Annotated in this window: 13 protein-coding genes; 10 read left to right on the top strand and 3 right to left on the bottom strand. The window is 47.3% G+C overall.

Annotation, left to right across the window (positions count from 1 at the left end):
- Positions 1 to 45: 45 nt before the first annotated feature.
- Complete coding sequence (locus B3N34_RS03130) at positions 46 to 1,239, bottom strand: pyridoxal phosphate-dependent aminotransferase (RefSeq protein ID WP_286974862.1); 1,194 nt, start codon at positions 1,237 to 1,239, stop codon at positions 46 to 48.
- A 169-nt stretch (positions 1,240 to 1,408) separates the two neighbouring features.
- On the opposite strand from B3N34_RS03130, the gene hpf reads away from it, so the two are divergent.
- The 10 genes from hpf to B3N34_RS03180 all read left to right on the top strand — a co-directional run bounded on the left by hpf (position 1,409) and on the right by B3N34_RS03180 (position 11,784).
- Entirely contained in the window at positions 1,409 to 1,945 is a 537-nt protein-coding gene (hpf, locus tag B3N34_RS03135; RefSeq protein WP_286974864.1) for a ribosome hibernation-promoting factor, HPF/YfiA family, read from the top strand.
- A gap of 93 nt (positions 1,946 to 2,038) precedes the next feature.
- Positions 2,039 to 2,401: a hydrogenase maturation nickel metallochaperone HypA gene (hypA, locus tag B3N34_RS03140; RefSeq protein ID WP_286974866.1), complete on the top strand. Its 363-nt coding sequence runs from the start codon at positions 2,039 to 2,041 to the stop codon at positions 2,399 to 2,401.
- Positions 2,385 to 3,044: a hydrogenase nickel incorporation protein HypB gene (hypB, locus tag B3N34_RS03145; protein ID WP_273003164.1), complete on the top strand. Its 660-nt coding sequence runs from the start codon at positions 2,385 to 2,387 to the stop codon at positions 3,042 to 3,044. The genes hypA and hypB overlap by 17 nt, the downstream gene beginning before the upstream one ends.
- 1 nt (position 3,045) lies before the next feature.
- The gene (locus B3N34_RS03150; protein ID WP_286974870.1) at positions 3,046 to 5,034 is read left to right on the top strand and encodes an ATP-dependent helicase; all 1,989 of its coding nucleotides are present in this window, start codon (positions 3,046 to 3,048) and stop codon (positions 5,032 to 5,034) included.
- Positions 4,994 to 5,884, top strand: a complete 891-nt coding sequence (gene coaE, locus B3N34_RS03155) for a dephospho-CoA kinase (protein ID WP_286974872.1) — start codon at positions 4,994 to 4,996, stop codon at positions 5,882 to 5,884. The genes B3N34_RS03150 and coaE overlap by 41 nt, the downstream gene beginning before the upstream one ends.
- Positions 5,881 to 8,511 (top strand): CBS domain-containing protein, encoded by a 2,631-nt coding sequence (locus tag B3N34_RS03160; protein WP_286974874.1) that lies wholly within the window; start codon positions 5,881 to 5,883, stop codon positions 8,509 to 8,511. Before coaE ends, B3N34_RS03160 begins: the two co-directional genes overlap by 4 nt.
- A 7-nt stretch (positions 8,512 to 8,518) precedes the next feature.
- Positions 8,519 to 9,121 carry a site-2 protease family protein gene (locus tag B3N34_RS03165; RefSeq protein ID WP_286974876.1) on the top strand — a complete coding sequence of 201 codons (603 nt, stop codon included), beginning with the start codon at positions 8,519 to 8,521 and terminating at the stop codon, positions 9,119 to 9,121.
- Between the two features lie 34 nt (positions 9,122 to 9,155).
- The gene (gene surE / locus B3N34_RS03170; protein ID WP_286974877.1) at positions 9,156 to 9,935 is read left to right on the top strand and encodes a 5'/3'-nucleotidase SurE; all 780 of its coding nucleotides are present in this window, start codon (positions 9,156 to 9,158) and stop codon (positions 9,933 to 9,935) included.
- A gap of 1 nt (position 9,936) precedes the next feature.
- The gene (locus B3N34_RS03175) at positions 9,937 to 10,341 is read left to right on the top strand and encodes an archease (RefSeq protein WP_286974880.1); all 405 of its coding nucleotides are present in this window, start codon (positions 9,937 to 9,939) and stop codon (positions 10,339 to 10,341) included.
- A gap of 15 nt (positions 10,342 to 10,356) precedes the next feature.
- Positions 10,357 to 11,784 carry an RtcB family protein gene (locus tag B3N34_RS03180; protein ID WP_286974882.1) on the top strand — a complete coding sequence of 476 codons (1,428 nt, stop codon included), beginning with the start codon at positions 10,357 to 10,359 and terminating at the stop codon, positions 11,782 to 11,784.
- Between the two features lie 55 nt (positions 11,785 to 11,839).
- Here the strand turns inward: B3N34_RS03180 and B3N34_RS03185 are convergent, their stop codons facing one another.
- Positions 11,840 to 12,304: a pyridoxamine 5'-phosphate oxidase family protein gene (locus B3N34_RS03185; protein WP_286974884.1), complete on the bottom strand. Its 465-nt coding sequence runs from the start codon at positions 12,302 to 12,304 to the stop codon at positions 11,840 to 11,842.
- A gap of 14 nt (positions 12,305 to 12,318) precedes the next feature.
- A complete protein-coding gene (locus tag B3N34_RS03190) occupies positions 12,319 to 13,926 on the bottom strand; it encodes a gamma-glutamyltransferase family protein (RefSeq protein ID WP_286974886.1) in 1,608 nt (535 codons plus the stop codon).
- Between the last annotated feature and the right edge of the window lie 127 nt (positions 13,927 to 14,053).

The following is a 14,053-nucleotide window of genomic DNA, read 5'->3' on the forward strand; positions in this document are numbered from 1 at the left end:
CCCTGCCTTTGTTTATATATATCGTATCGATAGGGACTATCCCGCCTATTTTACGGCCTTAACCATTTCCTTGAAGCGCTTGATGCCTTCCTCTATTTCCTCCATGGAGTTGGCGTAGGAAAACCTGACGAAACCGGAAGTTAAAAAGGCACTTCCTGGGACTATAGCTATGTATTTGTTTTCCAGAGCCAGCTCGCAAAACTTTATATCACTGTCAATCATCTTGCCCTCGTAAGTCTTGCCCAGGCAATTCCTTATATCTACAAAAACATAGAAGGCCCCTTTTGGCTCTACAAAGGATATGTCGGGTATTTCCTTCAGTAGTGAAATCATTTTTCTTCTTCTTTCGTCGAAGGCGCCGTGCATCCTCTTGACGTCTTCGTCTGCTCCCCTCAACGCTCCAACTGCAGCCCATTGGGCAATAGATGATGGATTTGAGGTGAGATGTCCCTGAAAATCTCCTATTTTTCCCATCGCCTCCTCCGGACCCAGGGCATAGCCGATCCTCCAGCCCGTCATGGCGAAGGCTTTGCTTGCTCCGTTTATTAAAATTGTACGATCGCGCAGTTCAGGTCTTAGGGAAACGATGTTTATGTGTTTCTGACCGTCGTATACCAACCTCTCGTAAATTTCGTCGTAAATTATCCATAGATCATGTTTTATGGCGATATCGGCGATTTTCGAAAGCTCATCCTCGGGATAGACGACGCCCACCGGATTGGAGGGAGTATTGATCAACATGCCCTTCGTATTTGGCGTTATGCTCGCCTCTATGGCCGACGGATCTGGCAGGAAGCCTGACTTTGTTGTGTCTATGATCACAGGTTTGCCGTCGCATAACTTTATTTGTTCCACATAACTTACCCAAGCAGGAGCAAAGACCAAAACCTCGTCTCCCGGATCGACAAGGCACCCCAAAGTCTCGTAAATGAGCGGTTTTGCCCCTGAGCCAATGATCACTTCTTTGTTGAATTTATACTTGAGCCCGAAACGCCTTTCGTAATATTTGGCGACTTCTTCTTTCAGTTCGGGTATTCCCGTAGCCGGAGTGTAGTGAGTTTCTCCTCTGTCTATAGCATCCTTGGCTGCGTCTAAGGCTGCTTTTGGTGAAGTGAAGTCCGGTTCACCGGCACCGAATGATATGACAGGTTTTCCCTCGCGCTTCATCGCCTTTGCCTTTCCGCTTATAGCCAGTGTGGCAGAAGCCTCCATGTTCTTAGCCCGTGTAGAAAACTTCATTGAAGCATCCCTCCTGAAAATGCGTGCTTTTATGATATATTATAATGCATTAAAAGGAATAAAAATCAAATTATAATTAAGATAATATCCCTTTTAAAGCTCGAGGAAAAGACTCAGGCATGGTAGAATAAGTTTACCAATGTACCGGAGATGACGGGAGGCGATATTGATGGATATAAGGTTCGTCACGCGCAATGTTCAGATTTCGGACACGTCAAAAGAGTATATGGAGTCTAAACTGTCAAAGCTGGAAAAGTTCTTCGATCGTATACTCGATACTCAAATCGTCGTTAGCTATACCAGAGGAATGCATGTCGTTGAGATCACCTCGAACGTCAATGGCGTTATAATGAGAGGAGAAGAGCATGCTCCCGATATGCGCAAAGCCTTTGATAAGGCTTTAAAGAACATCGAGCGGCAGATTAAACGCCACAAATCTTACCTTCAAGACAGGGTGCAGATGAAAACCCATGACATCTCTTTTGGGATAGAATCTTTCGAAACGTATGCCGTAGATGAAGAGGAGATACACTTCGAAAGAAGGAAGAGAGTTCCCGTTAAGGCGATGACCCCTGAAGAGGCGACATTGCAGATGAACTTGCTCGGACACGACTTTTTCGTCTTTAAGAACGCCGATACTGGATTAATCAACGTTGTTTACAAAAGGAAAAACGGAGGCTATGGCTTGATCGAACCCGAAGCTTAAAAAGAAGTTTAAACACACCCTTCGAGTTTAGACCAAAAGGGGCGATCAGCCCCTTTAATTTTGGTATAAAATCAGATCTGTAGGTGTTGTCATATGCATGAAATGTCTATTGTAGAGGCATTGATGGAGCAGATAATCGAGATGTCGCAAGATGAGGATTGGGAGGCCGTCACACGAATACGCCTTAAAGTCGGAGCTATGCGCCAGATTGTGCCGGACATACTGAAGTTTTGCTTCAATGTGGCGTCAAAGGGCACCATAATGGAAAATGCCCTTTTGGAAATTGATGAAATACCCTTGCTGATCAAATGCGACGAATGCGGTTATCTTTGGAGCGATAGAGAATTTTTGGGCATGTGTCCAAAATGCTCCTCCATAAATGTTAACCTTTTAAACGGAATGGAGCTGGAATTGACGAACCTGGAGGTGGAAATGAAACATGCCAAGACTTGTTAACGTTAAAAAATCCGTCATGGCAGCTGACGAGGAGCATGCTTCTTTTATAAGAAGCATGATGAAACAGAAGGGCGTATTAATGATTAATATGATAGGCTCACCCGGGTCGGGCAAGACGACGTTGCTAGAGAAGTTATTGCCCAAACTGAATTTGAGATGCGCAGTTATCGAAGGCGATGTCGCTACTTCCAGGGATGCTGAGCGCATAGCGGTCACCGGAACGCCGGTCGTGCAGATAAACACACAGGGAGGATGTCATCTGGAAGCCAATTTGGTAAGAAAGGCCCTGCGGGATATTCCCATAGATGACATCGACGTACTCTTTGTGGAGAACGTTGGCAATCTGGTTTGTCCTGCGGAGTTCGATCTCGGAGAGACCTTCAAGATGGCCATTTCAAGCGTCCCTGAGGGTGACGATAAACCACTTAAATATCCCTCGCTTTTTCATCAGGCTAGGGCAGTGCTTCTGACAAAGGTGGATGTATTGCCCTACATAAAATTCGACCGGTCTGCCTTTTGGCGGGACGTGCAAAAGTTGAACCCCGGTGCCGATAAATTCGAGCTTGCCGTCATTGAGGGGAAAGGATTGGACGATTTGATCGGAGCTATCGAGGATTGGTTAAAAGATATAAGGGGAAATTAAGTTGCAGGCTGAACAACTTCTTTCCCAATTGAACCCAAGACAGAGGGAGGCTGTTTTATATACGAAAGGCCCTCTTTTGGTTTTAGCTGGCGCCGGAAGTGGAAAGACCAGAGTGTTGACCTATAAATTCGCCTATCTGGTTGCCAGCGGCCTGGCTCAACCTTGGCAGATCCTTGCCGTTACCTTTACCAACAAGGCGGCAAGGGAAATGAAAGAAAGGGTATGGGCTCTGTTGGGGTCGGATATTAATAATTTGCACATTTCGACTTTTCATTCCTATGGTGTTGAGTTCCTCTACAGATATACAAAAGAAGTCGGTGAAGCTGGCATAAGGGTTCCCTTTAGCGTATTCGACAGAGGAGACTCGCAAAAGCTCGTGGAAAGGCTGATGAAGGATTTTAACATCGATAAAAAACGCTTTGACGCCTCTTTTTTGATGAACATGATCTCCAAAGCGAAGGCAAGCGCCGATCCCAAGACTCTTTTGCCCAATGCTACACTGGAGGCAAGATGGCGTGAATTTTACGATGCCTATAACAAAGAGCTCAAAAGACAGGGAGCGCTCGATTTCGATGACTTGCTTCTTCTTCCTCTTCACCTGCTTACCGCTAACAAAAACGTTCTACTAAAAGAACGCACCAGATTTAAATGGGTCCTGGTCGATGAATATCAAGACGTAAATACGCCGCAGTATAAACTTATCGAACTACTGGCCAAATCGGGCAACATCATGGTCGTAGGGGATCCGGACCAGTCCATTTACGGATGGCGAGGAGCCGATATGTCCATAATAATGAATTTTGAACGTGATTTCCCGGGAGCCAAAGTCATCACCCTCGATCAGAACTACCGCTCAACGGGCATGATTTTGGACGCCGCAAACGCCGTAATAAAAAACAATATCGAAAGAAGGCCGAAGGACCTTTGGACGGCCAATCAACAGGGAACACCCGTGACAGTATACCTGGCAAATACCGATCGCATGGAAGCTCAGTTCATTGCCGACGAAATAAGAAAGCTATGCCGTTCCGGCTATTCTTTTGACGACATCGCCGTTCTTTATAGAATCAATGCAATGAGCAGAAGCTACGAGCAGGATCTTATGAATAGAGGAATTCCCTATAAAATAGTTAAGGGAGTATCTTTCTATGAAAGAAAAGAAGTAAAAGATGTATTGTCCTTCATGAGGCTTGCGGTTAATCCCTGGGACGCGGCAGCGTTGCACAGGATCGGAAACGTCCCCTCCAGAGGGCTTGGAGCAAAGAGTTTAGAGGCTTTCGAGAGATCGATAGCAAGCATCTCTTCAGGCCATGAGGATCCCCTCCCTTTGTGGGAGGAAGTTCACAGTTCCGATGCTTTGCCCCTAAAGGGCAAGGCAAAAGCCGGCGCCAGAGAGCTGGCCGGACACATGATCCAAATTTTGTCCCGTTCGGGCGACGTAGCAGACGTTATCAGCTATATCATGGACGAAATGGGGTACGGGCTCTTTTTGAGAGAGCAATATCCTGAAGATTGGGAGTCCAGGTCAGAAAATATTTACGAGTTGCTCTCGGTAAACGTCGAAGGAGGCGATCTGGCCAAATTTCTTTCAGTCATCGCCCTTTATTCCGATGCAGACGTCGACGAGACTTCCGGAAGCAGGGTCAACCTCCTCACTCTACATGCTGCAAAGGGCTTGGAGTTTCCCGTCGTCTTTCTTGTCGGAATGGAAGAAAATATTTTCCCCCACTCCAGGGCGAAGATGAGCGATTCTGAGCTCGAAGAGGAGAGGAGATTGTGTTACGTTGGAATGACTCGAGCCATGGAAAAACTTTATCTGACTGGTGCGCAAAGGAGGATGTTGTTTGGAAACTTGCAGTACAATGCCTTCTCGAGGTTCTTGGAGGAAATACCTGATAGAAACAAGGTGGTTTACGATTTGACTTTAGAGGAAGAAGAGGTGCCGATCAATGTTGGTCGTAGGTCTAACAGGAGACATTGGAGCTGGTAAAAGCACAGTTTGCAGCCTCCTTCAGAGAATGGGAGCCGAGATAGTGGAGGCTGATCGGATTGTAAGACAGATATGGACAAAGCCAGAAATTATAGAGCAGGCATGCAATCGCTGGGGGAAGGAAATATTGGATGAGGAGGGTCGCGTTTTACCCAATGTCATTGCATCCAAGGCCTTCTTGAACGACAGAGAGTACAAGTGGCTTTGCGACCTCATTCATCCTTTGGTCATGGCTGAAATGGAAAAGGAGCTCGTAGGTGGCGAGGGACTCAAGGTTTTTGAGATACCTCTGCTATTTGAAGTCGGCAGGCCCGACTGGATCGATTTCGTCATATACGTTACGGCGCCCAAGGAGTTGCGCGCTAGAAGAAGCGCCGCGAGAGGTTTGGACGAAGAGGCCCTAGCCCTGAGGGAGAGGTGGCTTTTGCCCGCCGATGAAAAGAAGAAGAGATCCGATTGGGTAATAGAAAACGAAGGAGATCTCAAATCATTGAGGGCAAAGGTCGAAGACTTGGGGAAGCTTCTTTTGAACCTCGCTTATCCCATTCTGGTTTCCCTCACGTGCGGAAGCGAAAGCGAGGCCGAAGAGATCGCAAGGGCGTGTATCGACAGGAAGCTTGCTGCTTGCGTCAACATCTGCCCCGTAAAGAGTATCTATGTTTGGCAGGGAAAGTTGGAGCAGGAGGGCGAATGGGAGTTGAAGTTTAAATCCCTACAATGCAAATTACATGCCCTAAAAAATACTATCCTCGAAAAACATAGCTACGAGACTCCCGTGATATTAGTTCATCCTTTGAAGTGGATGAACGGCGATGCTTTATTATGGCTTAGGGAGGTTTTGGATATTTGAAGGTAATCACCACTCACATCGGAGCGGACTTCGATTCTCTAGCCAGCATGATAGCTGCTACGAAGCTGTATCCTGGTGCGGTTCCCTGCTTTTCAGGTTCTGCGTCGAGGAACGTAAGAGATTTTTTGAAACGCTATCAAAGCAGGTACAAAGTCTTAACTCCCAGAAAGGTAAATATGGACGAAGTAACGACGTTGATCGTCGTAGACACACGCTCGGTGTCCCGCATAGGACCCTTTGCCTCTCTCGTTGGAAAAAAGGATGTTATCATTCACGTCTACGATCATCACCCTGGTGATGTGTTGGATGAGCTTCCGGCTTCCTTTGCCAGGACGGAAACTCTTGGCGCCTGTACAACTTTGCTCGTGGAAATCCTTTTAGAGCGCGGCATAACCATACTTCCTCAAGAGGCTACACTTTTTGCTATGGGAATATATGAAGATTCAGGGGCGCTTACCTTCGGAGGTGCATGCAGAAAGGATTACGAGATCATCGCCACCCTTCGCGAACTGGGAGCCGACATGACGCAAATTCCCATATTCGTGGAGCAGTCCTTAAACTCTGCAGAAAAACATTTATTGAACGAACTCATAGACAATTCTTGGGAAAGATATATAAACGGGGCAAAAGTGGTCTTATCTGCTTTAAATTCATCTCAATATGTTGAAGGGCTTTCTTTGTTCGTTCATCGACTGCGCGACTATTTCGATGCCGATGTGGCCATAGCTGTAGTTTCAATGGGTCAAAGAACATACATAGTAGCACGAAGCAGAGAAGAAATATTAAACGTGGCCGACTTTTTGGTAAGATGGGGAGGAGGAGGACATCCTCAAGCTGCGTCGGTGACGCTCACGCGCAGAGATCCCTTTGTCCTCGTCGAGGAAATCGAAAGGCGATTGGCCGATGAGATAAGGCCCCTTTTAACTGTGGCCAAGGTGATGACCAGCCCCGTAATGGCTATCAACCCAGACCTTCAAGTTGACGAAGCCTATAAGCTCATGATTCGTTATGGCCATTCGGGAATGCCCATCGTTCGAGATGGAAATCTAGTTGGAATAATAACGCGAAAAGACCTGGACAAAGCTCACCTTCACGGATTTGGAACCGTCGAAGTAAGAGAATTTATGACCGAAGGTGTCATTACCGTTCATCCGGGAGCATCCATTTCTGAAGCCCACAGATTGATGGTCTTTCATAATATAGGGCGTTTGCCCGTAAAAGAAAAGGGATCGCTCGTTGGTATCGTAACGAGGACGGATATGCTCCGAGCTCTTTACCCCGTTTCCGTTCCCGCCGAAGAAAAGTCTTTAGGGTTGGCATTGCCCTGGACAGAGGACGTTTCGGAGTTGATGGCTCAGAGGCTTTCGCCATGGATCACTCAGACTCTGCGAAGGTTGGGTCGGCGAGCCGAGGAAATGTCGCTCAAAGCATATGTCGTAGGCGGCTTCGTGAGGGATTTGCTGCTTGGTAAGGAAAACCAAGATTTGGACATAGTTATAGAAGGGGACGCCCTTTCTTTTATCAAGTCATGGGAAGCAGACGGATGCAGAGTGGCGGTGCATGAGCGGTACAGAACAGGCACAATAGTGTTTCCCGGAGGCAGAAAGATAGATGTAGCCACTGCTCGCAGGGAGTTTTACGAATATCCCGTTGCTTTGCCCAAGGTCGTCGGCGATAGCTTGAAACACGACCTGTACAGGAGGGATTTTACTGTCAATTCAATGGCAATATCCATCAACGGAACATCATGGGGGACTCTTATAGACTATTTCGGAGGAAGACGCGATCTTCAAAAAAGACAGTTGCGCGTATTGCATAATTTAAGTTTTGTAGAAGACCCAACGCGTGTTTTAAGGGGTCTGAGATTGAAGCACAGGCTGGGTTTCGAATTTGAAGACAACACCGTCAGGCTGATCAGAAGCGCCATTAAAGGAGGTTTATTGGCTCTCCTTTCCGGAACAAGGGTTAAAAACGAGCTAAAGTTGATTTTTCTGGAAGAAAGAGCGTATCCCATCGTCCTTGAGATGGTCCATCTTGGGATATTTGAAGCATTATTTCCTGGAATTAAGATCGATCGCAATTGTTTGCGGGTTATTCGAAGGTTGTCCTTCTTTTTGAGACGAATCCACTACGATTTGCCCGACATGGGCGATAAGGTGTGGTTGGCATTTTTGGCGGCGGTGCTTTTTTCCTCAGCGGAATGGGTACAGGAAGCTACGCTCGATAAACTGCATCTGTCCAAACCCGACAGAGAGGCCGTCGAAAGGGCTTTAAACGATCTAGGAACTGCCGAAAATGCCGTTGGGGGGCGGGGAATAAGAAGCCATGAGGAAATTTACTTTTTCCTGGAGGACGTTCCATACGTTACGGCGTTGTTTTGGGCTGCCGCAACGGAGCGGTGGCGAGTTAGGAGGAGGATATTGCTCTTTTTGACTAGACTTCATCGGATACACCCTATACTTATGGGAAGAGATTTGATAGAGTTAGGTTACCCGAAAGGGGCCTTAATTGGAAAGATTTTAGACGAACTTTTGAGGGCCCGTCTTCGTGGCGAGGTAGAAACCAGAGAAGATGAAATAAGATGGATTAAGGAGCATTACCCTTTGTACGTTTTAAAGAAAGGATAGGGATGTGATGGGTTTTCCAAATTGGGTAGATCTTATTTTGAGTTTGCCTGCAGTTTTGTGGGCTATAACTTTTCATGAATATTGTCATGGTTATGTAGCCTATAGATTGGGGGATGACACCGCCTTGCGAGCGGGGCGTCTTACGTTAAACCCCATGGCGCATCTGGATCCCATAGGGGCTTTGATGCTGCTCATATTTCGTTTCGGATGGGCGAAGCCTGTGCCTATAAGCACGAGAAACTTCAGTAATCCCAGGAGGGATTTGGTTTTAGTATCGCTTGCGGGTGCTGTCGGCAATTTGATCACGGCTGTGGTTTGTGCTCTTCTGGTCAGGATATTTCCCGCTATATTTTTATCAAATATCGCCCTTTCGCGGTTTATACTGCTTATGATTATGATAAATGTGGGATTGGCGGTGTTCAATTTGCTTCCAATTCCCCCTCTTGATGGCTCGAGGATACTTTATGTCCTTTTGCCTCCGAAGGCTATGAACGTATATTTCTACCTTGAGCGATACGGTATTTTTTTGATTCTGATTCTGGTGATGCTTGGAGTTGTCCAGGCAGTAATGGCGCCTGTGACCATGGCGATATTTAGAATAATGCTTTGATGAAGGCAAAAAATAATCTGCAGAGGGGTCAAATATGAGAATATTAGTCACAAACGATGACGGAGTTCTGTCGCCCGGAATAATTGCCCTGGCGACACATTTAAAAGGTGCGGGTCATGAAGTCATCGTGGTCGCCCCTGAAAGACAACACAGCAGTGTAGGCCACGCCATAACTCTGCATCGTCCTTTAAGGCTATGGCAGATAGGCAACGGCCCCTATCCAGAGGGGGTCGCGGTTTACGCCTGCAACGGAACTCCATCGGACAGCGTAGTATTGGGGCTTGAAGAACTCGACCCTTCGGTTGAGATTGTGTGTTCAGGGATAAATATTGGTCCCAACCTCGGTGATGACCTTACCTATTCCGGAACAGTATCGGCGGCAATGGAGGGTGTTGTGCTGGGGCGTCCTTCGGTCGCTTTTTCGCTGGATTGCGATGATGAAGCGGGTGCTCATTTCAACACGGCGGGCATCATCGCGGCTAAGATAGTGGGGTGGCTTAAGAATCATCCCCTTGATAAAGGGTTGCTTTTAAACGTAAACATACCGGACGAGGAAATAAAACATATCTCCGGCATAAAAGTCACAAAAAAAGGTTTGAGGATATACGAAGGAAAGGTAAGTAAACTGCGAGATCCCCACGGTAGGGTATACTATTGGATAGCGGGCAAACCAACGGATCAGCTGATAGAAGGAACCGACGTTTGGGCCGTAGCCAACGGCTGCGTCTCCGTAACGCCCGTTCATTTGGATATGACGCACTATCCTTCCCTCATGAAATTGAAAAGCGACGGACTCGAGGAGGTATCATTATAAAGTGCCTTGGGTGGAGCTGCCTCATACGGCAGACGCCGGTCTGGAAATAACCGCCTCTTCTGTTGAAGACCTGGTCACAGAAGCGGCACGGGCGTTTTATGCATTTATGTTTGGCGAGGTTTCTTTAGTGAGGTCTGTTGAAGAACATACCGTTGAATTGGAATGTATGGATTTACTGGAGCTTTTCGTTTCCTGGTTAAACGAGCTTTTGTATATTTACGATACAAAGGAGAAGGTGTTTTCTCCCGAAACAATCGAAGTTGACTCAAAAAGAGCCCGCCTGCTCGCAAAGGGTAACCTGCATATCGCGCCAAGCCCCGCTAGAGCTGTCAAGGCTGTGACTTACGGCGGTGCGGAAGTTTCGGAAGGCCCGCCGTGGAGGTTAAGGGTATATCTTGACCTGTAAAGGAGGTGAATTTTCGTGGGGTTAAAGCAAATAGATCCTGTCAGGTGGGTGTTGGAAAGGGACTTCAAGATCGGAATGAAAGTAACCGGTTTGATATATGGAGATTCCTACATAATTCAAAACCTGGAAAAGGAGGGCGCTCTGACTCAAATAGCCAATGTCGCATGTCTGCCCGGCATTTTAAAGCACAGCTTTGCTATGCCCGACGTTCACTGGGGATATGGTTTCCCCATCGGTGGAGTTGCTGCCTTTTCATTGAACGAAGGAATCATATCTCCTGGGGGAGTTGGCTACGACATATCCTGCGGCGTTAGGGTTATGTTGACATTTATCGAGGAGAAAGAAGTGGCATCCTGCATAGATGAGTTGACGGCTGCACTGTTTTCCAGGGTACCCAGCGGAGTGGGATCAAAAGGGGCTTTGAAGATCAGCGAAACCGAGCTTCTTTCGGTGCTTGCCAAAGGCGCACTTTGGGCAGTTAAGAAGGGCTACGGAAGGAGCGAAGACCTCGAATGCATTGAAGAAAGAGGCACCTTGCCCCATGCAAACCCCGATGCAGTCTCCAAAAAGGCCATTGAAAGGGGCAAGCCTCAGCTTGGCACTTTGGGAAGCGGGAACCACTTTCTGGAAATACAGGTTATAGATGAAATTTACGATGAAAACGTAGCCAGGCAATTTGGCTTAAACCCGGGACAAGTAACCGTGATGATCCATTGCGGAAGCCGCGGGTTGGGGCACCAGGTTTGCGATGACTACATAAAAGTGATGCTTAGAGCCATGAATAAATACGGTATAAACGTTCCAGACAGACAGCTGTGTTGTGCCCCCTTGAAATCGGAGGAAGCAAAACAATACCTGGGAGCGATGCAGGCTGCCGCAAACTACGCTTTGGCCAACAGGGAGATAATAGGACATCTGGTAAGGGAAGTATTTGGCGACTTTTTCCCCAAGTCCGATTTGAAACTTCTCTACGACGTAAGTCATAACATGGCCCATATCGAAAAACACGGTGTAGAGGGAAAGCAGGCCGATGTGTGTGTCCACAGGAAGGGAGCAACAAGGGCATTTCCTCCCGGTCATCCTTCATTGCCCGAAAGATATAGACAGGTCGGTCAGCCAGTGATAATTCCTGGCAGTATGGGTACAGAAAGCTACATCCTTGTTGGGACCAAACGGGGGATGGAAGAGTGTTTTGCCTCGACGTGCCATGGCGCCGGAAGGGTTTTGAGCAGAAAGGCTGCCATGAAGTCCGAGAAGGCGGACACTATTTTGAAACGGTTGGAAGACAGAGGCATAAAAGTCATGGCCGAGACGATAGGAACTGTAAGGGAAGAAATACCCGAAGCCTACAAGGACGTTTCTCGCGTGGTAGATGTCGTAGAGAAAGCAGGAATTAGCAGAAAAGTTGCGCGGCTGCGCCCGTTGGCCGTCATCAAGGGGTAAGCTAAGTTGCAAGGCCAAAAACAATTGCTTTTGGCCTTGCAACTTATTTGATGTTTTACCGAGGGCCGGGATTTTGCTTTCCGGTAATGTTATCTATCTTGATTTTCCATACTAACACACGGTCTAACATGGGCTTTGGAAGCTCGAAATCCCCTTGGGCGAAGTGTTCAACGAAGATAGTCAGAGCCTTTCTTTTTTCGGTTTCGTCTTCGACGAATGAAACGATTCCTGAGCCTATCACGCTGCGATAATGTGTTGTCCAATCACATGGCCTTGATCCCTCGATAATGTTCCATTCAGGAACTACGCAAAATGAAACTCTAGGGTTTTCTCTGGCAATATCTACCTTTTTGCCTTCTAAGGCTGAGTGAAGGTAAAGAAAACCGTCTTTCCATGCATAATGCATAGGTACGATGTACGGTTCATTATTCCTGCAGAGCGACAAAAAACAAACCTTCCCTTCCTCTAAAACTTCCTCTATCCATTTTTGGTCCGTTATTTCGCGGTCCTTCCTCCTCATGGCGGTTCGCCTTCTTACCAGACAGCGATGTGTCCGTCAGTTCGAGGTTCTGTGGCACAGCAGTAGGTGCCATGTTCCGTCTTCCAAATGATTTGCCCTCTTCCGAAGGGGTGATGTTCCAACTCTATTTTCACGTCGTGTCCCATTCGGGATAAGGCTGCTGCGACGTTTTTCGGCATCCCATATTCTATAGATACCATGTTATCCTTGATCCACTGCCAGCGCGGTGCGTCCAGCGCCTCCTGGGGATTTAAATGAAAGTCAAGCAAGTTCGCTAATACTTGTACGTGAGCCTGGGGTTGCATGTAGCCCCCCATAATTCCGAAAGGCCCTACTGGTGAACCTTCTTTTGTCAAAAATCCGGGAATTATCGTGTGATAGGGGCGTTTCCCCGGGGCTATGCAATTGGGGTGTTTTGGATCGAGCACGAAGCAATGGCCCCTGTTATGCAGAGCGATTCCCGTTCCAGGTACCACCAGCCCCGATCCGAAGCCCATGTAGTTGCTCTGGATATAGGATACCATGTTGCCCTCTTCATCTGCCGTAGCCAGGTAAACCGTGTTGCTGTGAGGGGCGATACCTGATGCGTAGATCTTTGCGGTCTCTCCTATTTCGCTCCTTCTCTGACGGGCATAGTCTTCGGAAAGTAGCTTTAATAGGGGAATTTCGATGTGCCTTGGATCTCCAAGCAGGGACAGACCATCGGCGAAAGCCTGTTTCGTGGCCTCAATTTGAAGGTGATATGACCTCGGGTCCTCTTTATCTGTTAGATCGAAGCCTTTGAGGATGTTAAGCGCCACTAGTGCGACCAGTCCCTGTCCGTTAGGAGGCAGTTCCCAGACGTCGAAACCTTTGTAATTGATGTTCAGCGGATCTACCCATTCCGGTTCGAAGGACTCGAAGTCTTCCGCTTCGAAATATCCGCCTGTAGATTTCGAAAATTCCAGAATTTTTTCAGCAAGCTTACCCCTATAGAACGATTCTGCCTGAGTCTGTCCAATTTCCCGTAAGGTGTCGGCCATCTCCTCGCACTTCCAAAGCTCTCCAGGGATTGGGGCGCGTCCCTTTGGAGCAAACGTATCGAACCAATACTTGAATATTTCGTCTTTGGCGACCCTCTTGTACCACTCAAAACGCCTTCCCCAGTTTTCCGCAAGCTCAGGAGATATGGGGTAACCTTCAGAGGCATATTGAATGGCGGGTGCTAAAACATCGGGGAGGGGAAGTTTTCCGAACCTCTTAACCAACTTTGCCCATGCTGCTGGGGCTCCCGGTATGGTTATGGGGATCCAACCTAGGGAAGGAATGTCTTTGTACCCTTCATTCGTCAGTTTTTCGGCTGATATATTTTTTGGCGCCGGGCCGCTGGAATTTAGGCCGTATAATTTTCCCTTAACGTAGGCGATGCAGAAAGCATCTCCTCCTATGCCATTTGAAGTTGGCTCAACAACTGTTAAACATGCTGCAGCAGCAACTGCAGCATCTATTGCATTTCCGCCCTTTTTTATAATCTCCAAACCAGCCTCGGCTGCCAATGGTTGTCCTGTTGCAACTACACCCTTTTTGGCGAAAACCAGATTTCGCCTTGAAGGATAACGATGAGAATAGGGGTTAAACAACATATGATATTCACCTCTTTATTATTGGTTGCATTTATTTTGTAACTGTTATGTTCCTTTTGTGTTACCATAAAATAATACTACTCTTTGGCTTATTTGCCTTCTGCGGTGCACAAATTCAGAAAGGAGT

It is taken from the genome of Acetomicrobium sp. UBA5826 (assembly GCF_002433005.1).
Classification (GTDB): Bacteria; Synergistota; Synergistia; order Synergistales; family Acetomicrobiaceae; genus Acetomicrobium.

What these genes read in the sequence shown, in the direction of transcription:
- coaE (WP_286974872.1), top strand. Translation starts at nt 4,994, where the DNA reads ATGTTGGTCGTAGGTCTAACAGGAGACATTGGAGCTGGTAAAAGCACA.
- B3N34_RS03130 (WP_286974862.1), bottom strand. Translation starts at nt 1,239, where the DNA reads ATGAAGTTTTCTACACGGGCTAAGAACATGGAGGCTTCTGCCACACTG.
- B3N34_RS03165 (WP_286974876.1), top strand. Translation starts at nt 8,519, where the DNA reads ATGGGTTTTCCAAATTGGGTAGATCTTATTTTGAGTTTGCCTGCAGTT.
- B3N34_RS03190 (WP_286974886.1), bottom strand. Translation starts at nt 13,926, where the DNA reads ATGTTGTTTAACCCCTATTCTCATCGTTATCCTTCAAGGCGAAATCTG.
- hypB (WP_273003164.1), top strand. Translation starts at nt 2,385, where the DNA reads ATGCCAAGACTTGTTAACGTTAAAAAATCCGTCATGGCAGCTGACGAG.
- hpf (WP_286974864.1), top strand. Translation starts at nt 1,409, where the DNA reads ATGGATATAAGGTTCGTCACGCGCAATGTTCAGATTTCGGACACGTCA.
- hypA (WP_286974866.1), top strand. Translation starts at nt 2,039, where the DNA reads ATGCATGAAATGTCTATTGTAGAGGCATTGATGGAGCAGATAATCGAG.
- B3N34_RS03185 (WP_286974884.1), bottom strand. Translation starts at nt 12,304, where the DNA reads ATGAGGAGGAAGGACCGCGAAATAACGGACCAAAAATGGATAGAGGAA.
- surE (WP_286974877.1), top strand. Translation starts at nt 9,156, where the DNA reads ATGAGAATATTAGTCACAAACGATGACGGAGTTCTGTCGCCCGGAATA.